The organism is Flavobacterium sp. YJ01 (assembly GCF_029320955.1).
Taxonomy (GTDB): domain Bacteria; phylum Bacteroidota; class Bacteroidia; order Flavobacteriales; family Flavobacteriaceae; genus Flavobacterium.
Genome location: NZ_CP119757.1, coordinates 4,611,256 through 4,636,416, shown reverse-complemented (window position 1 = coordinate 4,636,416; position 25,161 = coordinate 4,611,256). Strand labels below are relative to the sequence as shown.

General features: G+C 31.1%; 28 protein-coding genes. 9 read left to right on the top strand and 19 right to left on the bottom strand.

Annotation, left to right across the window (positions count from 1 at the left end; all coding sequences use genetic code 11):
* The 6 genes from P0R33_RS20250 to P0R33_RS20225 all read left to right on the top strand — a co-directional run bounded on the left by P0R33_RS20250 (position 1) and on the right by P0R33_RS20225 (position 5,403).
* A complete protein-coding gene (locus P0R33_RS20250) occupies positions 1-639 on the top strand; it encodes a DUF4159 domain-containing protein (protein ID WP_276172973.1) in 639 nt (212 codons plus the stop codon).
* Between the two features lie 51 nt (positions 640-690).
* Complete coding sequence (locus P0R33_RS20245; RefSeq protein WP_276172972.1) at positions 691-1,188, top strand: TrmH family RNA methyltransferase; 498 nt, start codon at positions 691-693, stop codon at positions 1,186-1,188.
* 299 nt (positions 1,189-1,487) lie between these two features.
* The gene (locus tag P0R33_RS20240; RefSeq protein ID WP_276172971.1) at positions 1,488-2,447 is read left to right on the top strand and encodes a zinc metalloprotease; all 960 of its coding nucleotides are present in this window, start codon (positions 1,488-1,490) and stop codon (positions 2,445-2,447) included.
* 107 nt (positions 2,448-2,554) lie between these two features.
* A complete protein-coding gene (locus P0R33_RS20235) occupies positions 2,555-3,646 on the top strand; it encodes an AI-2E family transporter (RefSeq protein ID WP_276172970.1) in 1,092 nt (363 codons plus the stop codon).
* Between the two features lie 2 nt (positions 3,647-3,648).
* A complete protein-coding gene (locus tag P0R33_RS20230; protein WP_276172969.1) occupies positions 3,649-4,827 on the top strand; it encodes a class I SAM-dependent methyltransferase in 1,179 nt (392 codons plus the stop codon).
* A 3-nt stretch (positions 4,828-4,830) separates the two neighbouring features.
* Entirely contained in the window at positions 4,831-5,403 is a 573-nt protein-coding gene (locus P0R33_RS20225) for a hypothetical protein (protein WP_276172968.1), read from the top strand.
* Between the two features lies 1 nt (position 5,404).
* Here P0R33_RS20225 and P0R33_RS20220 read toward each other — a convergent pair whose 3' ends face one another.
* A complete protein-coding gene (locus P0R33_RS20220; RefSeq protein WP_276172967.1) occupies positions 5,405-6,055 on the bottom strand; it encodes a M15 family metallopeptidase in 651 nt (216 codons plus the stop codon).
* A 207-nt stretch (positions 6,056-6,262) separates the two neighbouring features.
* On the opposite strand from P0R33_RS20220, the gene P0R33_RS20215 reads away from it, so the two are divergent.
* A complete protein-coding gene (locus P0R33_RS20215; RefSeq protein ID WP_276172966.1) occupies positions 6,263-6,778 on the top strand; it encodes a hypothetical protein in 516 nt (171 codons plus the stop codon).
* Positions 6,779-6,837: 59 nt separating this feature from the next.
* Here P0R33_RS20215 and P0R33_RS20210 read toward each other — a convergent pair whose 3' ends face one another.
* Both P0R33_RS20210 and P0R33_RS20205 read right to left on the bottom strand, forming a co-directional pair.
* Positions 6,838-7,941: an acyl-CoA desaturase gene (locus P0R33_RS20210; protein WP_276172965.1), complete on the bottom strand. Its 1,104-nt coding sequence runs from the start codon at positions 7,939-7,941 to the stop codon at positions 6,838-6,840.
* A gap of 167 nt (positions 7,942-8,108) precedes the next feature.
* Entirely contained in the window at positions 8,109-8,438 is a 330-nt protein-coding gene (locus P0R33_RS20205; RefSeq protein WP_276172964.1) for a helix-turn-helix transcriptional regulator, read from the bottom strand.
* 124 nt (positions 8,439-8,562) lie between these two features.
* Here P0R33_RS20205 and P0R33_RS20200 point away from each other — a divergent pair, with 124 nt between their 5' ends.
* Together P0R33_RS20200 and P0R33_RS20195 are read left to right on the top strand one after the other, a co-directional pair.
* A complete protein-coding gene (locus tag P0R33_RS20200) occupies positions 8,563-8,832 on the top strand; it encodes a hypothetical protein (RefSeq protein ID WP_276172963.1) in 270 nt (89 codons plus the stop codon).
* Positions 8,833-8,870: 38 nt separating this feature from the next.
* Positions 8,871-9,062 carry a hypothetical protein gene (locus tag P0R33_RS20195; protein WP_276172962.1) on the top strand — a complete coding sequence of 64 codons (192 nt, stop codon included), beginning with the start codon at positions 8,871-8,873 and terminating at the stop codon, positions 9,060-9,062.
* A gap of 32 nt (positions 9,063-9,094) precedes the next feature.
* Here the strand turns inward: P0R33_RS20195 and P0R33_RS20190 are convergent, their stop codons facing one another.
* The 16 genes from P0R33_RS20190 to P0R33_RS20115 all read right to left on the bottom strand — a co-directional run bounded on the left by P0R33_RS20190 (position 9,095) and on the right by P0R33_RS20115 (position 25,150).
* Complete coding sequence (locus P0R33_RS20190) at positions 9,095-9,916, bottom strand: phospholipase A (RefSeq protein ID WP_276172961.1); 822 nt, start codon at positions 9,914-9,916, stop codon at positions 9,095-9,097.
* 191 nt (positions 9,917-10,107) lie between these two features.
* Positions 10,108-10,557 carry a hypothetical protein gene (locus tag P0R33_RS20185; protein ID WP_276172960.1) on the bottom strand — a complete coding sequence of 150 codons (450 nt, stop codon included), beginning with the start codon at positions 10,555-10,557 and terminating at the stop codon, positions 10,108-10,110.
* 607 nt (positions 10,558-11,164) lie between these two features.
* Entirely contained in the window at positions 11,165-11,368 is a 204-nt protein-coding gene (locus P0R33_RS20180) for a hypothetical protein (RefSeq protein WP_184162437.1), read from the bottom strand.
* Between the two features lie 67 nt (positions 11,369-11,435).
* Positions 11,436-12,836, bottom strand: coding sequence for an exopolysaccharide biosynthesis polyprenyl glycosylphosphotransferase (locus tag P0R33_RS20175; protein WP_276172959.1), 1,401 nt, complete (start codon positions 12,834-12,836; stop codon positions 11,436-11,438).
* Positions 12,820-13,236 (bottom strand): VanZ family protein, encoded by a 417-nt coding sequence (locus P0R33_RS20170; RefSeq protein ID WP_276172958.1) that lies wholly within the window; start codon positions 13,234-13,236, stop codon positions 12,820-12,822. Before P0R33_RS20170 ends, P0R33_RS20175 begins: the two co-directional genes overlap by 17 nt.
* A gap of 58 nt (positions 13,237-13,294) precedes the next feature.
* On the bottom strand, positions 13,295-15,634 hold the full coding sequence (locus tag P0R33_RS20165; protein ID WP_276172957.1) for a tyrosine-protein kinase: 2,340 nt from the start codon (positions 15,632-15,634) through the stop codon (positions 13,295-13,297).
* Positions 15,635-15,723: 89 nt separating this feature from the next.
* Complete coding sequence (locus P0R33_RS20160) at positions 15,724-16,491, bottom strand: polysaccharide biosynthesis/export family protein (RefSeq protein WP_276172956.1); 768 nt, start codon at positions 16,489-16,491, stop codon at positions 15,724-15,726.
* Between the two features lie 40 nt (positions 16,492-16,531).
* Positions 16,532-17,278, bottom strand: coding sequence for a glycosyltransferase family 2 protein (locus P0R33_RS20155; RefSeq protein ID WP_276172955.1), 747 nt, complete (start codon positions 17,276-17,278; stop codon positions 16,532-16,534).
* Positions 17,279-17,477: 199 nt separating this feature from the next.
* Positions 17,478-18,422, bottom strand: a complete 945-nt coding sequence (locus tag P0R33_RS20150; RefSeq protein WP_276172954.1) for a UDP-glucuronic acid decarboxylase family protein — start codon at positions 18,420-18,422, stop codon at positions 17,478-17,480.
* 1 nt (position 18,423) lies between these two features.
* Positions 18,424-19,248: a glycosyltransferase family 2 protein gene (locus P0R33_RS20145; protein WP_276172952.1), complete on the bottom strand. Its 825-nt coding sequence runs from the start codon at positions 19,246-19,248 to the stop codon at positions 18,424-18,426.
* The gene (locus P0R33_RS20140; protein ID WP_276172951.1) at positions 19,241-19,792 is read right to left on the bottom strand and encodes a DapH/DapD/GlmU-related protein; all 552 of its coding nucleotides are present in this window, start codon (positions 19,790-19,792) and stop codon (positions 19,241-19,243) included. The genes P0R33_RS20145 and P0R33_RS20140 overlap by 8 nt, the downstream gene beginning before the upstream one ends.
* A gap of 2 nt (positions 19,793-19,794) precedes the next feature.
* Positions 19,795-20,913, bottom strand: a complete 1,119-nt coding sequence (locus P0R33_RS20135) for a glycosyltransferase family 4 protein (RefSeq protein WP_276172949.1) — start codon at positions 20,911-20,913, stop codon at positions 19,795-19,797.
* A gap of 4 nt (positions 20,914-20,917) precedes the next feature.
* Positions 20,918-21,991 (bottom strand): glycosyltransferase, encoded by a 1,074-nt coding sequence (locus tag P0R33_RS20130; RefSeq protein ID WP_276172948.1) that lies wholly within the window; start codon positions 21,989-21,991, stop codon positions 20,918-20,920.
* 32 nt (positions 21,992-22,023) lie between these two features.
* On the bottom strand, positions 22,024-22,689 hold the full coding sequence (locus tag P0R33_RS20125; RefSeq protein WP_276172947.1) for an acyltransferase: 666 nt from the start codon (positions 22,687-22,689) through the stop codon (positions 22,024-22,026).
* 2 nt (positions 22,690-22,691) lie between these two features.
* A complete protein-coding gene (locus tag P0R33_RS20120; RefSeq protein ID WP_276172946.1) occupies positions 22,692-23,828 on the bottom strand; it encodes a glycosyltransferase family 1 protein in 1,137 nt (378 codons plus the stop codon).
* Complete coding sequence (locus P0R33_RS20115) at positions 23,825-25,150, bottom strand: hypothetical protein (protein ID WP_276172945.1); 1,326 nt, start codon at positions 25,148-25,150, stop codon at positions 23,825-23,827. Before P0R33_RS20115 ends, P0R33_RS20120 begins: the two co-directional genes overlap by 4 nt.
* Between the last annotated feature and the right edge of the window lie 11 nt (positions 25,151-25,161).

Here is a 25,161-nt window from a genome sequence, read left to right as displayed (position 1 = left end):
ATGAAAAAAATATTCTATCTATTTTTACTAATTTCAATCTCTTCTTTCTCTCAAGAAATTGCTTTGCTTAAATACAGCGGAGGAGGCGATTGGTATGCAAATCCTACTTCTTTGCCAAATTTAATTGCTTTTTGCAATTCTAATATAAATACGCGAATTAAAAGTAAACCTTCAACTGTAGAACCAAGTAATCCCGATTTGCTTTCGTATCCGTTTGTACACATGACAGGACATGGAAATGTGGTTTTTAGCGATGCCGATGTAACGAATTTGCGGAATTATTTAACGGCTGGAGGTTTTCTGCATATTGATGATAATTATGGAATGGATCAGTTTATTAGAAAAGAAATCAAAAAGATATTTCCAAATAATAGTTTAGTCGAAATTCCGGCAAATCATCCTATTTTTCAAAAGCCATTTCCTTTTCCAAACGGATTGCCAAAAATTCACGAACATGACGGAACACGTCCGCAGGCATTTGGAATTTTTATCGACAATAAACTCGTTTTACTTTATACTTACGAATGCGATTTGGGCGACGGCTGGGAAGACGCCGAAGTGCATAACGATCCTGCAAACGTACGTGACAAAGCGCTAAAAATGGGCGCAAATATCATAAATTATATTTTTACTAATTAATCGCAAGTAATTACTATTCACAAATCACTAATTACTTTTCACCAACAAAAAATGCAGCTTACTCACGAAGAAAATCAATTTGAAAGAAAAACATTTCCGATAACGCTAGTTTGCGATCATATTTACTTTCAGCAGAATATTGGTTCTTTGTTCAGAATTTCTGAAGCTTTTGGAGTTGAAAATATTATTTTCTTTGGAAAAGACATTCCGCTTACACCACGTAAAATCAATAAAACTTCACGAAGCACGCATCTTCATGTTGCACATTCTGTTATTGAAGAATTTACTGAACTTCAATCTTTTCTTTTGGATAATAATTTTGAAATTATTTCACTAGAAATAGCATCCAACAGTAAACCTCTAAAAGAAGTTACAATTCCAGAAAACAAAAAAATCGCTCTTTTAATTGGAAGCGAAATAAACGGAATTTCAGAAGAACTTCTAAAACTTTCTCATCAAATTGTTCATATTAATATGTTTGGAAAAAACAGCAGTATGAATGTTGTTCAAGCTGCTAGTATTGCACTTTATGAGATTACTTCTTTTTAAGTTTTTCAACTAAAAAAATTCATTTTAAAAGCATTATTTCAATTTTTAGATAATTTTTAAATATTAAAATAATCGTTAAAAGACTAATAATCACGATGAAATACATAAATAAAAACAAAAAATAAGTAAAAACTTATTAATATTTTTATTTGTGATTTTGTAAGAACCAGTATTCGTAAGGGGTTGTAAAAATTCTCACAAAAAACTTGTTATAAAATTTTTCTGTAATTTCATTTTGTTATAAAATTGTGTAAATATTTAACCAAACAATGTTTTTACAACAAAAAACCCAAATTATTATGAAAAAAGTTATTATTACAACATTTGCAGCTCTAATGCTGTTCTCTTGTCAAAACGAGCAATCAGAATCAACCAATTCAGAATCTATGGCAGCTTCTCGACGCGGATGCGCGACACAAGAAGTTTTAGAAGCACAACTTAAAGCAGATCCGATGTTGGCTATTAAAATGAATGAAATTGAAGCTTTTACTGCTAAACATTCAGTTGGTAATTTTACAGGCCGTTTAGTAAATGGTAAAATCGAAATCCCAGTTGTTGTTAACATTCTTTACAGAACATCGGCACAAAACATTTCAGATGCACAAATTCAATCTCAGATTGATGTTTTAAACAAAGATTTTAATGCTCTTAACTCTGACTACAACAATGTTCCAGCGTTATTTTCTGGCGTAAAAGCAAATATCGGAATCACTTTTGTTCTTGATCAGATTATAAGAAAATCAACAACAAAAACCTCTTGGGGAACAAATGATGCCATGAAAAAAACAGCTCAAGGCGGAATTGCTCCTACTTCTCCAACAACAAAATTAAACCTTTGGTCTTGCAACATTGGCGGCGGAATTTTAGGTTATGCCCAATTTCCAGGAGGTTCTTCGTCTACAGATGGTGTAGTTATCGATTCTCGTTATTTCGGATTATCTGGTACGGCAAATGCTCCATTTAATTTAGGAAGAACTGGTACTCACGAAGTTGGACATTGGATGAATTTACGCCATATTTGGGGAGATGCAACTTGCGGAAGCGATCTTGTAGCAGACACACCAACTCATAACGAAGAAAATTATGGAGTCCCTGCTTATCCTCATTACAGCACTTGTTCTGGAACGCCTGTAGAGATGACAATGAACTATATGGATTATGTTGATGATAAAGCCATGTATATGTTTACAACGGGGCAAAAAAACAGAATTTCAGCAATTTTTACAGCTGGAGGCGCTAGAGCTTCATTTGCACAATAATTGCTAACAAAATAATGCTTAAAGCGAGATGTAATACGTCTCGCTTTTTTTATTTACACCCTATTTTTAAAATGCTTTTTCCTATATTTATAGTCTAAATTTTAAACATGGTCACATCAAAAACTATTTCGAACGGAATTTTAAGAGCTTTAGCAACCATCTTAATAATTGGTATCGTTTTATATTTTTTATATGAAATTCAAACCGTAATCGTTTACTTGTGTATTTCTTTAATTTTATGCTTAATTGCAAACCCGTTGATTTTGTTTTTGAAAAACAAATTAAAATTTGGTAATTCGATGGCTGCGACGACCACAATTATACTTTTTATCTTTTTGATTGTTGGTTTTATTTTGTTGTTTGTTCCTTTAATTATCTCTCAGGCTAATAATTTAGCTTTGTTAGACACAGCTCATCTTCAGACAAAATTTATAGAAACCGAAAAACATCTCGAAGAATATTTCAATATTCAGCATATTGATTTAAACAAAATTATTAAAGATTCTAAACTTACTTCTGTACTTGATTTTAGTTATTTTACAGGATTTATAAATTCGATTATCAATTTTATGGCCGATATGGGAATGGGATTGGTATCGGTATTTTTTATTACTTTTTTCTTTATTAAAGATCAAGACATTTTTAAAGATCAAGCAAGAAGAATACTTCCAGACTCAAACGAAGACAAAATTTTAAATTCAATTACGAAAATAAACCATCTTTTAACTCGATATTTTATTGGTTTATTATTACAGCTAATTGTAGTTTTTATTCTCTATCTAATTGTCTTATTGATATTTGGAAACAAAAATGCCTTTGTTATTGCTTTCTTATGTGCAATTCTGAATATTATACCTTACTTGGGACCAATTATCGGAACTACTTTGGCTGGAATTCTGACTATGATAAGCATGATCGGACAAGATTTTCAATCGGAAATTCTGCCGACAACTATTTATGTTATTATCGGCTTTTTAATTGTACAAGCGATTGACAATAATGTAAGCCAGCCGATAATTTCGTCAAAAAGTGTAAATTCGCACCCGTTAGAAATATTCTTAATTATCTTAATTAGCGGTATTACATTTGGAATTGTCGGAATGATTATTGCCGTTCCTGCTTTTACAATGGTAAAAGTAATTTTAAAAGAATTTTTTCCTAACAATAAAATTGTCTCTGTATTAACCGAAAGAATTTAGCTTTGAACACTTCTATTTTGCATCCAGATATTCAGGAATTTATAATTCGAAATACTGGTGCAGACATAACTAAAATGGCGCTTCAGAAAAATCCGTTTCCTGAAGTCGATTGGATTTTAATTTTAAATCAAATTGAAGCACGTTCTAAAGCAAAAGACAAACTTTCGACTTGGTTTTCTACAGAGAACATCATTTATCCAAGTAAAATTTCGGTAGAACAAACTTCATCAGAAAAAACAGCCGTTTATAAAGCAGATTTAATTTCTGGGAAAACTTTAATTGATCTTACTGGAGGTTTTGGTGTTGATGATTATTATTTTTCAAAGAAATTCAAATCGGTCACACATTGCGAAATAAACGAAGAATTGTCTTCGATTGTGGCACATAATTTCAAACAATTAGAAGTTGAAAATTGCACTTTTTTTTCAGGTGATTCTATTCATTTATTAGAAGAAATAAATCAGAAGTTTGATTGGATTTATATTGATCCGTCAAGAAGAAATGATGCAAAAGGCAAAGTCTTTATGCTGAAAGATTGTTTGCCAAACGTTCCTGAACTTTTAGATTTTTATTTTGAAAAAGCAGATTCAGTTCTAATTAAAACCGCACCTTTATTAGATATTTCGGCTGGATTATCAGAATTAAAAAACGTAAAAAACATTCATATTGTTGCGCTTGAAAACGAAGTAAAGGAATTGCTTTTTGAAATTCATAAAAATTATTCTGGCGAAATAACTATAAAAACAGTCAATATTTTAAAAGAAAAAACAGAAACTTTTGAATTTGTTTTAGGTGAAGATTTATTTTCAACTTATGATTTGCCTGAGAAATATCTTTACGAACCGAATTCTGCAATTATGAAATCGGGAGGTTTTGATGAAGTGAGTTCGAATTTCAAAATCGATAAACTTCACAAACATTCGCATTTGTACACTTCTAAAGAATTAATTGATTTTCCAGGAAGAAGATTTGAGGTTCAAAAAGTCATTTCGTACAATAAAAATGAGATGAAAAACGAACTTGCCAATCAGCAAGCTAATATTACAACTCGTAATTTTCCTGAAACTGTAGAAAACATCAGAAAAAAATGGAAAATAAAAAATGGTGGGAATTTGTATTGTTTTTTTACAACAGATGTAAAAGATAACAAAATAGTTTTAATTTGCACCAAAATAATCTAAACAATGAAACAACTAATTACGCTAACATTTTTTTTATTAACCTTTACCGCATTTGCCCAAAAACAGAAACCATGTGAATATAGTGTAAATGTAAACGATTCAATTGGATCTTATAAAGTGACAAACGAATACTTAATAAGTGAAAAATATTTTGGAGGAAGCTTCAATTATATTTTCTTCTCTCTAGCACAAACTGACGGTTTGCCAACGCTGAATCTGCAATCTATTCAGAAAAGTAAAGATTTTATTAAAGCCAATTGTTTTGATAAAAATTCGAAAATCTTTCTTCAATTAGAAAACGGAAAGATTGTTACGCTAATGCACATCAATCAAGAAAGCTGTGGTACATTAGTTCACGATGACAAAGGCTATGACAATCGTGTAAACACAGGAATTTTCATGTTTATGAAAGATAATTTTGAAGAATTGAAAAAATCTCCAATTTCGATTATGCGAATAAAATATCTTACTAATGTAGAAGATTACATTGTGAAACGTGAACTTACGTCTGAGTTGACGGGTAAAGTGACAAATCCGAATACTTATTTTATGGAGAATATTAGATGTGTAGAATAATCTAATCGCATTTCCATTTTTCGTTGGCTACTTTATCTTTTAAACCTGTTTTCAAATTATAGTGCCACCATTCAGAATCAAATGAATTAAAGCCATTTTTGATCATAGTTTTTTTCAAATAGGCTCTTTTAGCAAGAATTTTTTTTGAAAGCTGTTTGAAATTATGACTCGCCTGAATTCCGAAAAAATCGAAAGAAGTTCCCATATCTACTTCTTTTCCATTTATATCGACTAAAGAAATATCAACGGCTCCTCCTCTATTGTGGATGGAGCCTTTTTTTGGATCAGCCACATATTCTGGATTTGATACTATTTCCCACATCTTTTTCTGAATATCTAAAGGTCTGTAGCAATCAAATAATTTGATTCGGTATCCTTTTTTCAAAAAATCATTATTGGCTGCTATAAGTGCTTTTACGGTCTTCAAACGCAGCATACATTCGGCACAATCGTAAACTTTCGCTTTCAGGAAATTGTCTTCGGTTGCGTATTTCATATCATAGATAAAATCGTTGCTGTAATCTCGTAAGTTTACAAATGTTGTGTCTGAAATTTGTGCAGTAGACTCTTCATCTGTATACGCTTCATTTTGCGCTTGTAATGATGTAAAACAGAAAAGAAGACCGAATATTATTTTTGAAAAACAATTCATTGCTAGATAATTTTAAAAAATTGAAATTAAGCAAAAAATCTCAAAACTGACGCTACATTTACTTCTTCTTTCTATTTAAAATTTATAATAATTAGTCTCGATAAACGTCTTAAATTCCTTTCAAAACAAACTTAATTTTAATATCTTTATGAAAATTAGACCGTTATGACTTTATAATTTTATTATTAATTCTTAAAATCAATTATTATGAATTGCAGAGCCAAATACATTTCTCTAGTTCTATTAAGCACTTTTATCTTTATTTCCTGTAAAAAAGAAATTATAAAAAGTGTTCCTACTACCGATTCTACTTCGATAAAAACAGAAGCTTTAAAAACAGATAGTACGGTTTTAAATCCGATTGATTCTTTATACACTTTGGTAGATAAAAGCGTCATCGGAACGCAATTTTTAACCAAAAGCAGTTTGGCTCCGAGAATAAAAAAATTATTAGGATCGGACTATGAAGAAATGGTTAAAAATTGGAATACAGAAACTCCTTTTGAAAAACAGGAAAATATACTTCACGCGTGGGGATGCAAACAGCACGACTGCAATTCGTATTCTTACGATTTATATATTGATGTAAAAAATAACAAAATTAATGTTTACAAATTTGCCGAGTCTAAACTAACCGTTTTTAAAGAAGATAATTTTGACGTCGAAATAAAAGATGGGCTTTTAAAAGATTTGAATATTAAGAAAGAGGATATTAAGAAGTAATTGTTAATTGTTAATTGTTAATTGATAATTGTTAATTGTTAATTGTTAATTGTTAATGTTTAAATTTCTCCTGTCATCAGAATATTTTCTTTTACTCCTTTGTTTTTCAGCATTCTGAAATGAGATCTTACTGCGTGATAAAACGGATATGATGTATATGGTAAATCATATTCTTTTGCGTAACGTCGAATAATAGGCGTAATATAAGGATAATAGGTATGCCCGACGCCTGGAAAAAGATGATGCGCAACATGATGGGTAAATCCGCCGTATAAAAAATTTGCCAATTTGCTTTCTGTGCTAAAATCCTTAGTTACAATCATTTGGTGCATTGCCCATGTTGCGGAGAGATTTCCATCTTCATCCGTATTGGGAAAATTGGCATCTTCGTCTACATGAGTAGAAACAAGTGCTACAACACCAAGTGCGCTTCCGCACATATGCAAACTTAACCAAGCTAACAGAACTGTATACCAAGGCTGATTTAAAAAAATCATTGGTATAAAAAGCAAATAAATGAGATTTATAATTTTTGCGGCAAATAACCGGTAAACTTCTTTTCTTGGAATTTCCTCCACGACTTTTTTTACATAGTTGTCTTTCTTGCCAAAAAAGTCTTTAAAATCACGAATATAAATCCAATTTAGGCTGTAAAGAGGATAAATAAACCACATGTAAATATGTTGGTATTTATGATAATCAAATAATGGACTATTGGGAAAAATTCTAATAATATTACTTTGTTTTATATCGATATCCCAATCTGGGACATTTGGATAGGCATGATGAAGTCCAATATGTCTTCTCATCCAAAGCCAATGATTACTGCCAAAAAGTTCTAAAACATATAAAAACCATTGATTATGTTTTGGTTTTTTAAATAAAGCTCCGTGTGCAGCATCATGAAAGGCATTTATAAACAAGACAATCATAGTGATACCAGACAGAATATAAAAAAGAAATAGTAAAGAAGTTTTATTCCCAAAAATTAAAATACAGGCATAAAACAAAAAAAAAGCGGCAAGAAGCCCTAAAGACTTCACTACATTCAACAGGTACAAAGAAGATTTTTTTAAGACCGTTTCATTAACTTCTAAACGCATCTTTTTAAAAAAATCATCGGTTCCGGCTTTAAGATAAACCGGTCGTTTTAATTTTTCCATATAGTTATAGCTAGAAATTGTTTAACCCAAATTTAATAAAAAAAAGCTTAAAACATTAAAATACAAACATTTAACAATATCGATTTAAAACAGAAAGCCACTCATTTAGAGTGGCTTTTGTGATTCATTAATTGGTAAGTTTGTTTGATATTTTTGGAAAATTATACTTATTCCTCAAATTTCTTTTCTGCTAAGCGCAGTCGAATATTATGAATACGACCTTCAATTTCTTCCAAATCATTCAGAATATTTCTTTTTTCATAAACTGCGCCGGCTTCGTTAATCATATTTTGCTCTTTTTCTGGAGCAAACAGATCATTTAAATCTACATCTGGAAAATTTTTACTTAAACTAATAATAAATTCAGAACCAATATTAGCTGTACCGTGTAAATATCTTCCAATCATTGCTGGGCTAAATCCTAAAATTGCCCCTACCTCTTTTTGCTTTAATCCTTTAGCTTTAAAGAATTTGCTTAGTTTTTCGTTGTACATCATCATTTAAATTCAACACAAAATGTAGTCATAATATATTTTTTAACATAAAAAATACCAATAAAATATAATATTATTCTTACATTTACATTAAATATGGAAATATTAAGTTATAAACTGCAAATATATGTCAAAATTAATCAATAATACAGATTTTAAAGAAGATAATTCTCACAATCAAAAAGCTTATGAATTTATTAACAAGCATTTACCTTCTACGTATGTTGACTTAACTATTAATCGTTTAATTGAAAAAGGACATGCTGCTCCTAGCAAAGCTTTAATTAGAAACGTAAAGAATAGAACTATACTTAGGAATGATATTTTACTTGCTTTGGTAGAAGTAGCAAATGAAAATAAACAGGCTATCGAGAGAATTAACTTTTTGATTTCTTAATTACAATTTAATCAATTTATAATAAAACTTTAGGATATATGTATAATCAAACCACTACAGAATTTAATGATAAATTTCCCGAAAAGGAAAAAGATGCAAATTTTGAAAAAAATATGACAGTACCTATTGCAGATTCTTTTTATCTGTACGGAATGACTTTTGAACAATATCAAGAAGGTAAAGAAATTCATTCTAAATACTTTGATCAGTTGAAGAATTTAGTCAATTAAAATCTCAAGAATTATTCCATTTATAAAAGAACTTAAAATATACCCATGCCTTCTGGTTTAATTGTAAAGCCGAGGCGAATCATACTTTTATGTTCCTGATAATCTATTAAACTTTCTGTATATCCGACAAACCATTGCAAAGTCACATAATAATTTTCTTCTTTGTAAGGCCTCCAATTCAATTGCGTTTGCAGAGAACCGTAATTAATTAGTCCGCTTCCTTTTCTAAAGAGAACATCGGCACTCCAACGCCCTGGTTTTATTTGGTAACTTGCACTTGCTTCGCCATAACCAACATATTTTGTTAATTCTGGATTGTCTTCTTTATCAACCAAAGGAATCCATCCTCTAATTCCGACAGTCCATCTTGGAGAAACTTGCGATTTTAATGAAAATGCAAGCATATTCCATGTTCTAGAATAAATGGAATCTCTTCCATTAGATTCGTGTTCAAACGAAATTGTGCCATAAGTAAGTCTTCCTCCTTTGAGATAAAAAGGACGCACCATTGCAACTCCAGGATTAAAATTAATTTCAGAAAATGGTTTCGAACTTGCGTAAATATCCCAAAAAGCTTTCTGCGTATACATTAAGTACGGAAAGAAACCTCCTAAAATTGGTTTTGAGTTTAATCTAAGCTTAAAACTAACTTGATATTTTACGTCGGCAGAATTTCGTGTTATAGGTTCATCTAGTGGTACTCCAGTTAGGAAATAATTGTCTCGATGTACTGAAAAACTGTTTTCTTTTAATAAAGAATCTGCTGCTCTAAAGTTTTTTTTCTCTTCTACAATTTGAGAATTAGATTGAATTGAATATAAAATAAGGAAAATTAATATCGATTTTAAACGCATTCGTACTTGTGATTTAGGTTTTTATATTAAGCCATTTACACTAAGTTACGTTTTTTAGTATTCAATAAAAAATATTTAAACTCTCCATTTCAAATTTTACACGATCTGAAATCTATTTCCAATAAAAACAAAAGACCACTCAATTGAGTGGTCTTTATTTAAATTTATATGAGAAATGCTTACTAAATGATTTACATCATAAAAAACAAAGCTCTCTGTAGAACTTCTAGCTGTTTTTGCTGCATTTGTGACTTTCCGAAGGTTTTGTTGGATATTTTTGGAATTAAACTGGAAGATTTAAAATAGCTTCTTAAATCTTGAAAGATCTCTGTCTTGCTTTTTGATGCATCTATCAAAATTAGATCTTTAATTTCTTCTATCATAGATAAACTATTGTATAGATGTTTACTAAATAAACAAACCATAAAATTTGTATTTATTCCTTCTAACTCAAAGAAATCCAATAGTTCAGAGTATTCGTAAACTACAAATACAGAATGATCATAAGAATTTGATTTTTTCTCATTTTCTAACAAAAATGAATCCTCAGAAAATTCAAATTCATCTTTAAATTTTCTTTTGAACATTTTTAAAAAAATCCCCTTATTATCACGAACCAGAACTCTTTCTTTATTGACCATCTCTTAAAACAAATTATATTTTAATGATAAACACCCCGTTATATTCCGCGTATATTACTCATACCGGAATTTGATTATTAATAAACAAAGCTTTAGCTCTTTGAAAAAAAAGCAAAGCCTATAGTAATCTTAGTCTGAATTTTTACTAGAATAATGTAAAAACCAAACGAAAAGATTCTATTAAAAAATACCAAAAACAGAAGGGGCTATTATTTATCGCGAAAAGGGACTTTTACCGATAGAAATCAAATAAAAGTGATTAGGCAATGTATAACAAGGAAAGAGTCTGCAGAATTTAAGATTTGCTAAAAATCTAAAATTGAGACTAAAAATGGAAGATTTTGGAGAGCTTTGAATTAATGGGCGACAACTTTTGCACTACGACTAAATCTAAAAGGGTTAAGCCCGATATTTTTCGAGCTAATTCCTTTTAGATTTAATCATAAAATCGTCTAAACTTTTGGATGTATTTTATTTTTACTCGATCAAAAAAGAAAGTAAAAATTCAAAAAGTAAATATTTTTTATTTCACTTCACTAAAAAGCACACTTATTAGATTTAACTTAATTAATAAGCGTACAAAGGAAAAATCTAAATAAATACAGTCTTAAACACCAACATTGTAATTTTGAGTTTCTGACGGACTCAAAGTTTTCAATTTTTTGATTTTGTCATTCAATTTTAAAATTCGATCCAATTGTTTTTGTTGGATAGTGTATTTAGTATAATATTTATACCATTCTTTCCCGATAAAAAAGGTTGTAACAGAAACTCCTGTAAGTAAACCGATTAAGTAATTAGTTATGTCCATGATTCTATTAGTTTTATTAGTTTATTTTTTTAAGTTATTTTGAGTTTATTATTAAGTTCATTATTTATTAAAAGGCATTTTTATCTCCTTTTAAGGTTACAATTACAGTTAAGAAGCAAATTTTAATATCTTTTATTAAGCTCCAACGCTGTACGTATTCTATATCTGTTGTTACGCGTCGTTTCATATCAGATACTTTTTTTGTTTCTCCGCGCAGACCTGAAACTTGAGCTAAACCTGTAATTCCTGGTTTCACAAAATGACGAACCATAAAATTATTGATGTGGTCGTTATAGTCTGACGTATGTTTAATCATGTGAGGACGTGGTCCTACTACACTCATATTTCCAATCAAAACATTAAAGAACTGCGGCATTTCATCTAAACTGGTACGGCGAATAAATTTTCCGATTGGTGTTACCCTACTGTCGCCTTTCTGAGCTTGTTGAGCTTCATTGGCATTATTAACGTACATGCTTCTGAATTTATAGCACCAAAAACTCTGATTCTTTTTTCCGGTTCTCATTTGTTTGAACAAAACTGGTCCTGGACTTTGTTTTTTAATGATAATAGCCAATAAAGGATACAACCAAGACAAGATGAAAATGATAACCAAAATGCTAAAAACTAGATCAAATATTCTCTTTGCTAATCTATTGTAAGCATTCTGCAAAGGTTCAAAACGAGGTTTTATAACATGAAAATTATTTAAATGGCTTGAGTTGAAATGCTTTTTTGAAATGGACGAAAAATCCGGCACAAATTTCAAACGCATACAATGTTTATCTCCAAGCTCAAAAAAATCATTCAGATCTGAAATAAAATCAGGTTTAGAAACAATGTATAATTCATTGATATTATCTCTCGATGCTTTATCAATTCCTGCACAAAGCGCTAAAGAAAAATCTTCATTGTTGGTGTATTCTTCAGATGAATTTTCATTTAGAATACCCACAAAATTGATAAAGAACGAATTACTTTCTAGATGCGAGGCTAATTCGATACTTGTCTTATTAAAGCCCCAAATTGCAACTGTATACTGTCTAAAAACCCATCCTTTGATCTTTCCTATAACCAATGTGAAAAGAATTCTGGACAACAAAAAGTAAGACAATAAGAAACTTAATTGAATCAAATTTGCTTTGGTTCCAAAGAAATACAGAACATCATCTTGAAAAATGAAAATGTATCCGTGCCATAAAACTCTTTGAGTAAAAAACGCACGCCAGCTGTTTCTAAAAAATTCATCTAAACTAAAAAGAACGTCTACTCTATATAATTGAAAATAAGTAACTGAGAACAACCAGCTTAAAATTGTAATAGGAATCATTTTATTTACAAATAAAGTATTCCAACCTACTTTCTCTTCAATAGCAAAATTCAAAAATATTATTGTTCCAAACACCATCGCAATCATATCGGCAATAGCGCAACACATTATGAAAGTAAATTTATGTCTGTTTCGCATTTCTTATTTTTTTCAGTAAATTATAACTTAACGCTCCTGTAAAACTTCCTATAACTCCGTAAAAAACATCCATTAAATCTGGACTTCTTCTTTGAATTACAAACTGCCCTGCTTCGGCTACACACACTATTATGGCTGCAATAACTATATTTTGTATAAAATTTAAATTCTTGTTATAATTTACATCTGTTACCCCTCTTTTATCTGTATATATTTCCAATAAAAAGCCAACAGCTACAAAAGGAACAGCAGTTCGCAAATTGTAATAATGATTACTCCAGTTCAAAAGCCATCTTGGCAAATAGGTTTCACTAGACAAACTTGGATCAGAAAGCCAAGAGAAGTAAAACACAACCCCGATAACTGTCAGCAATAGTATAAGAACTATTTTATTAAACATTTTTTAGTTTTAAATTTTAGTAAATAAGCTTTGAAATTGGTCAAATAAAAGACTGATTTTAAGCCTCTTTTACTCTTAGCCCTTTTTTATACCAGGGCTTTTTTGCTTGTGCTTCTTGATATTTATATCCGTAACTCGCACCATATCCGTATCCATAAGCCGTTTTCATATTTACTCCATTTATAAGAATACCTACATTTTTCAGCTGTTCTTTTTTAATAAAATTACTTGCCTGAACTAGATTACTCTTATCTGTATAATCATATTTTACAACAAATACCGTCACATCTGCCAAATGGCTAAAGTTTAATGTATCAGAAACAATTTGGACTGGCGCTGTATCAAGAATGATATAATCATAAAGCTCTCTTGCTTCTTCAATCAATGTTTCGAAATTAGAATTTGTTATCAATTGCGAAGGATTTGGAGGCGTTTCTCCCGTAAATAATACGTCTAGGCTATCCGAAAAATTATTGTCTTTTTGTAAAAACTCTTTCCAGTTATCAGTTTTATTCGCCAGAAAGTCTGAAAGTCCTGAAACTCTCCTATTTACATTGAAATAATCATGCAATTGAGGATTTCTTAAATCGACACCAATTAATAATACTTTTTTATTCAGGTTGCTAATGGTTATTGCATTATGAAAAGCGCAAAACGATTTTCCTTCTCCTTGAATTGCTGAAGTATATAATATGACGTTGCCTCTACTTTCTTTTTTTCTTGGCAATAAATAAGACACATTTGAAACTAAGGCTCGAGATGCTTCTGCAATCATAGAACGTGAAGTTGCCGTGTTGTCTAATTTGTCATGTGTTTTAATTTGAGGAATGTGTCCTAAAATCGGGATATTAGAAAGTACTTTCTCAATATCATCTTCATTGTGTATTTTAGTATCAAAAAACAAACGCAAATAGGTAATTCCGAATGGAAGCAATAAAGCAAACATAAATGAACCAAGCATGAATACTTTTGGCTGAGGGAAAATGGCAGAATAATTTGTTTCTGGCGCATTTAGAGTTTTTAAATTAGACTCTAAAATGGCACCGTTTAAAACTGCTTCTTCTCTCTTTTGCAATAAGGCAACATAAGTTTCTTCTTTAAGGCTAAGATTACTGTTGATGTTTCCTAAAACTTTATCTTTTGTCGGAATACTTTTTACTTTAGCATCTACGACGCTTTGTTCTGCTCTGTTAACTCTGCTATTTTGATTAAGAAAATTTAAATATCCTTCTAACGTATTTAATAATTCTTGTTTTTGAACCCTTAACTGAGTCATCAAACTAATATACGCGGGATTATTTTTTTGAGCTCTTTCTAAAATCAATTGGCTGTCTAGAATTCTTGCATTATAATTTACAAGCATTTGGTTAACAGATGGAGATTCTAAATTATAGCCTGTTCCTAAAGTTTGAGTTGGTCCGGCTTGTCTGATATCATTAAGTGCAAAATTGGCAAGTGAGATTTGTTTTTCATTATTAGAAGAACTTTCCTTTTTCTGGCTTCTATCAGCAGTTTGTTCAACAATATAATTGTCCATTACGCCGATATCATTATTTTGCAGGTATTTTTCTTTTACACTTTCAATAGAATCTTTTTCTTTTGTGAAATTTTTTATTCTTTGATTTAAGTAAGAAACTGTATTTCTGAATACTTTTTGCTTGTTTAAAACAATACTTCTATCAAGTAAAACGATAATTTCACCTAAAATTTTTCTTGATTGATCTGGACTAACTCCAACATGACTAAGCTCTACTACTCCTTTGGCTTTTTCGTCAGCTACAACAAAGAGTGATTTTTTTAAGTTTTTTAAGGCTAATGCCGTTGGCTCAACAACTACTTTATATTCATTTTCAAAATAAATAGAAGGATTCTTTTTTGCTTTAGCAGATAACTGAATCTTAAAAGGTAATCCAGCTATAGCCTCAGTTCCTTTGTATCCTTTAATATTCCAAGTTTTTTCTGTGGCTTGATCTTTTATAATAAAACCATCATTATTTACTTTAATTTCATAAGTAACTTCTGGAAGAGAATCTTTGGCAACAGTTGGTATTAAAGCGAAAGGAACTTCATTTACAGTATTATTTTGAACAGTATATACTTTTTCAAAATAAGAGAAATTTAAATTCAATTTTTTTACTACATCCAATAAAAACTCGTTTGAAGTAATTAATCTAATTTCATCTTCTAGATTATCTTCACTGCTTTTTTCAGCTGTACTAATTGTAATTATTTTTGTTTTGTCTTCTTGCTTTTTGTCAAACAAAATAGTAGCCGTAGTCTCGTATGTAGATGGAGTTATTTTTATAAAAATAAAGGCACCTCCCACAAATACAATCAAACTTAGTACAAACCAAGGCCAATATCTCAAATACTTTAAAAGTTCTTTTTTGAAATCCATAATTATTTAATTAAATACAGTGGTATTAATAACAATACGTAAATTTTGATTCTGAAATACTTATCTAATCTTTTTTACACTTATGCTTTTTACTTAGCAATTACAATAATCAATGCCGAAAGAGACGCCACTATTCCGAGCAATTGAAGCGGATCTTTTATAAGACCTCCACTATTTGCTTTTAGTTTATTTGGAGTTACGACAATTACATCATTTTGTCTGATTCTAAAATTTGGATTAGACATCCAAGAAGCTGTCGTAATGTCAACATGGTACACTAAACGTTTTCCATCTACTTCACGAATAAGTTTAATATCTTTTCGAATGGCTGAATAGGTTAAATCTCTTGCCATTCCAATTGCATCAAGCAAACTAATCGATTCCTCGCTAAAAGAGATTACACCTGGTGAGTTTACTTCTCCTAAAATGGTAAATTTATTGTTAAGCACTCGTACTTGAACAGTAGGATTTACGAGATAATTCTCATTTATTAAGCGTTCTTTTATTTTAATTTCTGCATTAGCGGGTGTTAAACCTCCTACTTTAACTTCGTTAAGAATTGGCATCATAATAGTCCCCTGCGGATTAACCAAATAACCCGATAATTTCATCATTTCAACCGAGTTCTGCATATTTGTAACTCCGTAATTTATATTAAAAGGTGCAGCTACAACTGGGTTAAGATCTCCAATGTCAATTTTTAAGATGTCATTAGGCTGAATTTTAGGCGATGTATAGGTTAAGGTCGAATTTGAATAACTATCTAAATCCTGCAAATACAACATTTGCTTTTTGGTAGTACAAGACCCCAACATTAATAAAAGCGATAAAATAAAAGGAAAGAAAAATTTCTTCATGTTAACGGTGTATATATTTATATTTTCTATCACTCTAGAATTATTGAACTATATATTGTTTTAAAGCAAGACCTTTTTTAAGAAATACTGCTTGTGCTGCTGTTAATCCGTGATATTTATAGATTCTGTAGTCTTCATTTAAAACTTTTAATGCCGTTTTAAAACTCGTACTCATACCTCCCATTCTCATTTTAACGATATATTTATCAATGTAACTCATCTTAATTTTATACTTATACAAATAGCGAAGTAAAAATTCTGTATCTGAAGCTATTTTAAAATCAAGATTATACAAGCCATGTTTATCAATTATACTCTTCTTCAAGTAAACAGTTGGGTGCAACGGCAACCAGCCTCCCTTTACTTTTTTAAGACTAAAAACGCCTCCAATTCTGTCGCGAACTAAACGTTCATCAGAATCATTGGTTACGTAAACTCCGTCACCATAAATGCCTTCTATACTCGAATCGGTATTAAAACGAGCAGCAATTCTCGAAATAGCTTTGGTGTCGTAAAATTCATCATCGGAATGCATTAGACCAATAACATCTCCTGTTGCCAATTTCAATCCTTTGTTTATGGCATCGTACATACCTTTATCAGGTTCAGAAATATACTGGCTTATTCTGTCTCGGTAAGACTCAATAACGCGCTGTGTTCCATCTTTAGAATTTCCATCAATGATGATATATTCGATGTCGTGATAATTTTGAGACAACACACTTTTGATCGCTTTTTCGATAGTCGCTTTCCTGTTGTAACATACTGTGATAATAGTGATTCTCATAATAATTACATTTTAAAGTAAATGTTTTTCATAATTTCAAGGTAAAACTAAAACAAAAGAACGCCACTAGAAAAACTTCTCGACGAAGCGCCACAATCCTCGTTAAAACCCAAATTTTGTACTATTGATGTCCTTAATAAGGAAATTGCAAAAAAAGAAAAGAGTATAAAGCAGTATCTTCGAGTTTATCGAAAGAAGTTTATTGATTTAACAATAACTTGTCGAAATAGTTAATAGTGGTAACTAAACCTTCTTTTAATTGTATCTTTGGTTCCCAGCCATTTAACTTGCTTTTAGCCAAAGTAATATCTGGCTGTCTTTGCTTAGGATCGTCTTTCGGAAGTTCTAAATGAATGATTTTCGATTTAGAATTTGTTAATTCTATAACTGCTTGAGCAAGTTCAAGCATTGTAAACTCATTTGGATTACCCAAATTTACTGGACCAAGAAAAGCAGGATCAGAATTCATCATTCTAACCATTCCTTCCACTAAATCATCAACGTATTGAAAAGAGCGGGTTTGAAGTCCGTCTCCAAAAATAGTGATATCTTTTCCTTGCAAAGCCTGCACAATAAAGTTAGAAACTACTCTCCCGTCTGCAGGATTCATATTAGGACCATAAGTATTAAATATCCTGATGATTTTGATAGCCACATTATTTTGATTGTGATAATCCATAAATAATGTTTCAGCACAACGTTTACCCTCGTCATAACAAGAACGAATCCCGATCGGGTTTACATGTCCCCAGTAATGTTCTGGCTGAGGATGCACAAGAGGATCTCCATAAACTTCACTTGTACTAGCTTGCAAAACTTTCGCATTTACACGTTTTGCCAATCCTAAAACATTAATCGCTCCCATTACGGAAGTCTTTATAGTTTTGATTGGATTGTATTGGTAATGAACTGGAGATGCAGGACAAGCAAGATTGTAAATCTCATCAACCTCAGCATAATAGGGTTCTGTAATATCGTGTCGAACCATTTCAAAATAAGGGTTATCCAACAATTCTATAATATTAGATTTGGCTCCTGTAAAATAGTTATCTAGGCAAATTACTTCATTTCCTTCGTTTAGTAATCTTTTGCACAAATGTGAACCTACGAATCCAGCTCCACCAGTTATTAATATTCTTTTCATATTAATTTATATTATTTTTGATTGAATCTACTTTGGTTTGAATTTGAAAAAAATAATGTGACTTAAAACGTGCCAAGTAAAATCCTTCTTTACCATCTAGAAATCCTAATTTTAAAAAATAGGCTCCTAAAAAATAAACAACAGGAAGCAAACCTGTATTTAGAAGACCGTATTTAATCTTTTGGTTAAGTGAAAGAAGTTCGTTTTTAGATTTCTTTAATTGGAGATAACGTTGTGCTTCCCAAGAAGAATACGCATTGTGTTTGGCGATATAATGTTCTAAGTTTTTAAAGTCTTTATGTACAACTTTAGATTTAATAACACCAACTTTTCCTTCTATAATTGGGTGTTCATGAACTTCCATATCTAAATGACTCCACAAATCTTCTTCGATTTTTTCGTACGCTCCTTTAGATTTCTTAAAAAGTGCCGACTTTTGAAATCCGTAACCATATTTAAGTTTTCTTCCCATAAAATAGTTTTCAAACTGTATGGTAAATCCGTTATAGTTTGGATCTAGGGTTTTTACTGCAACTTCATCAACAAATGCTTCAGTAACAAATTCGTCAGCATCCAAAAACAAAATCCATTCATGGCGAAGATTTCCGTTTTGGAGCGTCCAATTACGCTTCTTAGGAAATTTTCCATTCCATTCAAATTGTAATACTTCAGCACCCTTTTCTTTTGCAATAGCTATAGTATCATCAGTACTGCCAGAATCTACCACGATAATTTGATCAAATCGTTTTAATTTATCCAGACAAGAAGGTAAATTAAGTGCTTCGTTTTTAACAGAAACGACTACGGTAATTGGAATTTTATTCAAAGCTTCTAGATTTTATAAATTTGGCAGGATTTCCTGCGACTATATTATTTTTCTCAACATTTTTTGTAACCAAACTTCCTGCACCAACAATAGCATTTTCTCCTATTGTTAATCCTGGCATTATGATGGCTCTTACCCCAATAAAAACACCTTTCTCTATCGTTATTTTTTTTGTAATCAAATTGAAAGCAGGATTTTCAAAAGCATGTGTTCCTGTACATAAATAAACTTCCTGCCCTACTGTAGCATGCTCGAATATTTCTATAACGCCCAATGTATAAGCATTGGCTCTATCTCCTAAACATGCATGATCATGTAAAATCAAATTCCAAGGAATTTGAATTCTCGCTCTTTGATGTACAAATGGTTTTCCATAAATTTTACAGCCAAACAATTTCAGCCAAAATAATCTCCAGGCATTAAAGGGTTTTGGCGTCCAAATACAAAACAATAACCAAACATATTCCCAAATAATCATTTTAATTCGTTGCGAAAATGACCAAGGCGAATCATAAGGTGAATTTTGTGCGTATTCCTGTTCCATTACTATTGATATTTGAGTTTCATCGATTCAAATTCGTTTAAAAATTCAGCTGCTAATTTTTCATTAGAATGTGTTTCATTTACCTTCAAACCAGCAGTAGCCAAATCGTTAATCAGTTTAGGATTCTCAATAAGATCTTTAAGATATTGATTTAGAATTTCAACTCTTTTTTCTACGCGGTGGTCAAAACACAAACCATTTTTATTATGAATCAAAAAATCTTTAAAGCATTCTAAATTTGAAACAATTGTAGCACATCCCCAGCTCATGGCTTCTAGTGGAGAAACTCCAAATGTTTCGCCTTGTTCTGCTATTGAAGGATAAACAAAAACTGCTGCTTTCAAATAGATTTCGTTCAACTTATCGATATCAAAAACGGGTTCCAAAAATCTCACATTACTGTTTGCAGATAGTGCTTTCAATTCATTTAGATAAGATTCACCACCGCCACCTGTTTCTGTAGAATAAGGGCCTACAATAAGCAATTGCCAATCTTTAGCTTCTAAGGCTGCAAATGATTTTATTAAAATATCTAAACCTTTCTCAGGATGTATTCTTCCTGTATAAAGTATTATTTTTTCTTTTTTAGAAAAATCGATAACTCTATTATTACTAAAAGGAAGTGTATTCGGAATCATTACAACTCTATCAAAATACTCTTTCTTGATTTCGTCTTTTATAGCTTTGGCAACAGGGGTTGAATTAGCTCTTAATCTGGCATTTTTTGTGTAAAATTTCATCTGCCCCTTCGGCATTCTTGCCACATCAATCATGCACTTTTTCTTTTGCTTAGATGATAAAAGTATCGGCAGCCAAAAAGTATTAGAAATAATTATATCTGTATTAGCAGCTATTTTTCGAACTGCTTTTAATGTATAAAATAAATCTAAGACCTTTAAAATAACACCAGACGAAGGCACTTTATATCCTTTAACTCTTGTATGATTGATTCCTCCTTCGCTTTCAATATCCAAAAATCCCTGATATGATTTTGATATATAGCTTACTTCATGTCCTTGGTTAACAAATTCTTTTGCCAAACCATACCACATTTTTTCGACAGCGCCACCTAATAATGGAGGGACAGGAAAAAAAGCTCCCTGAACTATAGTTATTTTCATCTTTTTAAATCGTTTTATACAATTCAAGCATTTTTTTTCCGACTGTATCTATATCATATTTATCAACAACCAATTCTCTTCCATGTTTTCCCATCATTTCTAACAGCATGGTTGGTGAGTTGAAAACTTTAAATAACACTTTTTCTAAATTGGCAACAGATAAATCAATCCACCAGCCACATTTATGAATTTCTAGATCTTCCCAAGGTGTTCCCTGAGTTGTAATTACTGGAACTGCTACAGCAAGAGCTTCAGCCACAACAATTCCGAAATTTTCACTATGTGTTGGTAAAACCATAACATCAGCAGATCTTAGAAAATCCCATTTTTCTTCGCCATATTTTGCTCCAACAAAATGGACATTTTTTAAATCTTCTGTAATTTGCATTAAGCTGTTAACATATTCTTCTTCACCACTTCCAGCGATTTCAAGAGTCCAGTCTTCCGTATTACTAGTTCTCCAAGCATCTAAAAGTAATTCTATACCTTTTTTAGGATGAATTCGAGACATGAATATCATTTTTTTTGTTCCGTAATCTTCCTTAATCTTTTTGACATCTCTTAAGTGAATTCCATTTGGAATAATATGAATTGGATTTTTGAAACCTAAAGCTTGGATATTTTTAGCCTCCATTTGCGCAGTTGCATGAAGACATAGAGATCTTTTTAGTGCCGTTTTTTGGTATAAAAACAAAGCTATCTTTTTCTTTATCGGATTGTGCGCCATAATCCAAGGTTCCAACATACCGTGAGGAGAAACAATTACTTTGATTCCTAATTTTTGAGCTACATTTTGAAAAGCCCAATTTTGAGGAGTCCATATTCCATTAATATGTACAATATCTGGTTTTTCATTTTCTAAAAAAGTGCGGTATTCTTTGTTTAAAGAAAACCAGCGTGCTATTTTATTATTAAAAAATTTTACTGGTACTCCTTCAATAGAAATTGGTTCTTTAGAAAGCCCCGTGGCAATACTAAACGAAATATCTTCTTTTAATACTTTGCCTAACAAGCGCATATACTCTGTTGTTCCTCCGCCACTTTTATCAATACTGGCTATATAGTGAATCACTTTCATTCTGGTGGTAATTTATTTGGTTAAGTATACCGTTAAAAGACAAAACCTGTTTCTCTTTTGAAATACTTGTATTCTTGTGACAATTCTTTAATTTCTTTTGCTGGATTTCCTCCATATAATCGATAAGGAGTACTAAAGCTTTTATTTAATAGTGAGTTGGCCCCTAGAACACTATAATCTGGTAAAGTTGCTCCGCCCAAAAGCGTGGATGCTGTTCCTACAAAACAATAATTTCCTATGCTTATAGGATTACTGTCTTGAATATTCAATTCTATATTAATAGAATGTGTTAGCAATTGACTGGAGTAACCTGCAACTGTAACAAAATTTCCAATTTGAATTACATTGGTACAATCAATATGATGATTCTTTGTAATTGCCGAATGTTCTCCTATTATTAAATTTGACTGTCTATCTTTTTGATGTGAAAAATGTTTAGAATCTGTATTCGTTGGAAAACCAGTGATCCAGTTGCCTCTTGCTATACTTGAGTATTTTCCGAGTTTTAGTAAATCTAAATGCACAGCTACATTAAAATTTCCAATGTAAGAATTCGAATCCATAATTAATTTCTTAGGAAAAATCCAAGAAAATCCAATTTTAGCAGATCGGTCAATTTCATATTTAAAAAATTTTACTAACATAAATCGCTTTAATGGCCAAGGCATTAAAACGGTCATTATTTTTAGTACTATCATGCTTATTTTTTTAGCAATTCAACATATTGACGAATGGTGTTATCAAAATCAAATCGTTTTGCATTTTCATACCCCAACTCGATAACTTCGTTTCTAAAATTTTGGTCTTTAAATTTTAGAAATTGATTTACAAAAGCACTTGGATCATCAGGATCAGCATACAAAGCTGCTTTTCCTCCTACCTCATCCATCATTGGTGCTTTATTTGTCGTAATTACGGGTGATCCACAAGCTTGCGCTTCAATTATCGGCCATCCGAATCCTTCAGAATATGATGGAAAAATCATTACTTTACACATAGAATAAAGAGCAACAATTTCATTATCACTAGGGTTTTCTATATGTAATATTTGATTAGAAACTTTTAATTTTTTAATTAATTCTAGTAATTCAGCATTTAATTTTTCTCCTGCTAAAACTAAAATTCCATTCCAATCTTTTTGCAACTCATATACCATATTGATAAGCAGTTTTCTGTTTTTTCGCTCTAAATCTGAACCGACATGCAGAATGATTTCCTTATCTTTTAATTGCTGATATTTTCTAAGTAATTCCTGAATCTGATCGTCTGATGAAGGCATGAATTTTTCAGACAAAGCGTTATGAATAGTAATCCAATTTTTATTTCTTTCTGGTTTATTATCAATTTCTAATAATTGATTTAAAGTAAATTCTGATACAGTAACTAGTTTTTTAGCTGTACACAAAGCATTCAAAATTATTCTTTGTAAAACTTGTCCTGATTTTGTGGCATAACAATAAGTATCGGTAAATCCAAGTCCAGCTCTTATTGCTAAAACATCATGACAAGTTATTATTGTTTTATTTTTAGGTAAGAAGTACAGATAAAAAGCATTCGAATGATCACAAATATGATAGTTTACGGATCTAAGTAAAATAAAATTTAGACTTCTAAAACCTAAAAGCTGAATCGGAAAAACAAAGAATTTATCAATATACGCTAGCCATTTTTCTAAACTTGGTTTTCTTAAAGCTAGTTTTCTAAATATTTCGCGAGGACGAATTGCACTAACCTTAATTTCTGATTTACTGTATCCTTCTGCCATTAAGGATTCAAAAATTTGCATACTAAATTGCTTGTCAGGTTTGTAATTACCTATCAGAATTATTTGATTCATAAAACAGTTTTCTCAAATTGAGTTTCTACTTTCTTTTTGCTTGCGATAACTAATCCGGACATAATAGTTGCATAACCTAAAATACTTGGTTGAGCCCATTGTCCTTGAGCTATTGATATACAAGCTGCTCCGCAAAGAATAAATGGAAGAAGTTTTTTTTCTTGTGGCAATTTAAAAGATGTAATTGCTAAACTAACTGCAAGTATGATACGTAAAACCATTAATCCTCCTCCAAAAATAATTCCTTGTTCTCCCCCTAAACGACCAAACTCCGTTTCTGAAACTAAGAAAACCGTTTTACCTGTTAGCATTTGAGCTCCTGCATTTGTTCCCATCCCTAAATTCCCCGCAAACATTGGCTGACTAAATAGATCAGAAAGCGGACCTAGAAATTCATTTAGAGCCCTTAAAAAAATTGAACTTTTCAAACCCCCTCCATCTACTTTATTTACAGTATCAACTCGATCCATAAATACTTCGGTTCCTAGACTAAAAATGGTTGAATATTTTTGAAGAAATACAACAATAATTGATAAAAGAACACCAATTAATACCACTTTAAACAACATTTTTCCTGTTGTTACAGATGCTATAACTGCAAATAAACCAACTATTGCTACAGCAACAACAGCACCTCTACTAATTGTTAATGGTAAAGCAATAATTAAAGCAATTGTACTTGCGTAGAGCAAAATCTTAGAACAGTGATCCTTAGATAGCCAAAAGTAAAAGACAAAAACTGATACTGCAGTATAAAAAATAGATAATCCAGAAATAAAAGAAAATGTTCCGGGTGGTCTACTGTATCCCATTGCACCAGAAAATCCTGCGCTCCCTTCTCCTCCAATACCAACATTAATAAAGGCAGTTTGAGGACTTGTAAATTGAAAATAAACAATTATTGTCATTACAATATTCATCACCAGTAAAAATTTACCGATTTTAAGTACATCATCCTTTGTAAAAACTTCTCCAATTATAAAGATCAAAGGAAAATGCAGCAACATTATTCTTGCACCATATATACCGACAAATAAATTTTCATGTCCAAAAGTAAGCGTCAGTGCTAATCCGAATAATGTAAATATTAGACCAAAAACAACATATGAATTTATAAACTTTACATTTTGGTATATAGCTCTATATATAATGTAAATCGCTATCGGATCTCTTACAACTAATAAAGGTGTAGCAAGACTTGGTAAAATCCATTTACGAAGAGCTCCTTCAAAAATCCACAGCAAGAAGTACAGCCAAATGGCTGTTTTTATGGACTTATAGTCTACTAGTACTTCTTGTTCTGTTATTGCTATTGTGTTCATAAAAAACTTTT

Coding starts and splice junctions, on each gene's coding strand:
- P0R33_RS20250 (WP_276172973.1), top strand. CDS start 1: ATGAAAAAAATATTCTATCTATTTTTACTAATTTCAATCTCTTCTTTC.
- P0R33_RS20245 (WP_276172972.1), top strand. CDS start 691: ATGCAGCTTACTCACGAAGAAAATCAATTTGAAAGAAAAACATTTCCG.
- P0R33_RS20240 (WP_276172971.1), top strand. CDS start 1,488: ATGAAAAAAGTTATTATTACAACATTTGCAGCTCTAATGCTGTTCTCT.
- P0R33_RS20235 (WP_276172970.1), top strand. CDS start 2,555: ATGGTCACATCAAAAACTATTTCGAACGGAATTTTAAGAGCTTTAGCA.
- P0R33_RS20225 (WP_276172968.1), top strand. CDS start 4,831: ATGAAACAACTAATTACGCTAACATTTTTTTTATTAACCTTTACCGCA.
- P0R33_RS20220 (WP_276172967.1), bottom strand. CDS start 6,055: ATGAATTGTTTTTCAAAAATAATATTCGGTCTTCTTTTCTGTTTTACA.
- P0R33_RS20215 (WP_276172966.1), top strand. CDS start 6,263: ATGAATTGCAGAGCCAAATACATTTCTCTAGTTCTATTAAGCACTTTT.
- P0R33_RS20210 (WP_276172965.1), bottom strand. CDS start 7,941: ATGGAAAAATTAAAACGACCGGTTTATCTTAAAGCCGGAACCGATGAT.
- P0R33_RS20205 (WP_276172964.1), bottom strand. CDS start 8,438: ATGATGTACAACGAAAAACTAAGCAAATTCTTTAAAGCTAAAGGATTA.
- P0R33_RS20200 (WP_276172963.1), top strand. CDS start 8,563: ATGTCAAAATTAATCAATAATACAGATTTTAAAGAAGATAATTCTCAC.
- P0R33_RS20195 (WP_276172962.1), top strand. CDS start 8,871: ATGTATAATCAAACCACTACAGAATTTAATGATAAATTTCCCGAAAAG.
- P0R33_RS20190 (WP_276172961.1), bottom strand. CDS start 9,916: ATGCGTTTAAAATCGATATTAATTTTCCTTATTTTATATTCAATTCAA.
- P0R33_RS20185 (WP_276172960.1), bottom strand. CDS start 10,557: ATGGTCAATAAAGAAAGAGTTCTGGTTCGTGATAATAAGGGGATTTTT.
- P0R33_RS20180 (WP_184162437.1), bottom strand. CDS start 11,368: ATGGACATAACTAATTACTTAATCGGTTTACTTACAGGAGTTTCTGTT.
- P0R33_RS20175 (WP_276172959.1), bottom strand. CDS start 12,836: ATGCGAAACAGACATAAATTTACTTTCATAATGTGTTGCGCTATTGCC.
- P0R33_RS20170 (WP_276172958.1), bottom strand. CDS start 13,236: ATGTTTAATAAAATAGTTCTTATACTATTGCTGACAGTTATCGGGGTT.
- P0R33_RS20165 (WP_276172957.1), bottom strand. CDS start 15,634: ATGGATTTCAAAAAAGAACTTTTAAAGTATTTGAGATATTGGCCTTGG.
- P0R33_RS20160 (WP_276172956.1), bottom strand. CDS start 16,491: ATGAAGAAATTTTTCTTTCCTTTTATTTTATCGCTTTTATTAATGTTG.
- P0R33_RS20155 (WP_276172955.1), bottom strand. CDS start 17,278: ATGAGAATCACTATTATCACAGTATGTTACAACAGGAAAGCGACTATC.
- P0R33_RS20150 (WP_276172954.1), bottom strand. CDS start 18,422: ATGAAAAGAATATTAATAACTGGTGGAGCTGGATTCGTAGGTTCACAT.
- P0R33_RS20140 (WP_276172951.1), bottom strand. CDS start 19,792: ATGGAACAGGAATACGCACAAAATTCACCTTATGATTCGCCTTGGTCA.
- P0R33_RS20135 (WP_276172949.1), bottom strand. CDS start 20,913: ATGAAAATAACTATAGTTCAGGGAGCTTTTTTTCCTGTCCCTCCATTA.
- P0R33_RS20130 (WP_276172948.1), bottom strand. CDS start 21,991: ATGAAAGTGATTCACTATATAGCCAGTATTGATAAAAGTGGCGGAGGA.
- P0R33_RS20125 (WP_276172947.1), bottom strand. CDS start 22,689: ATGATAGTACTAAAAATAATGACCGTTTTAATGCCTTGGCCATTAAAG.
- P0R33_RS20120 (WP_276172946.1), bottom strand. CDS start 23,828: ATGAATCAAATAATTCTGATAGGTAATTACAAACCTGACAAGCAATTT.
- P0R33_RS20115 (WP_276172945.1), bottom strand. CDS start 25,150: ATGAACACAATAGCAATAACAGAACAAGAAGTACTAGTAGACTATAAG.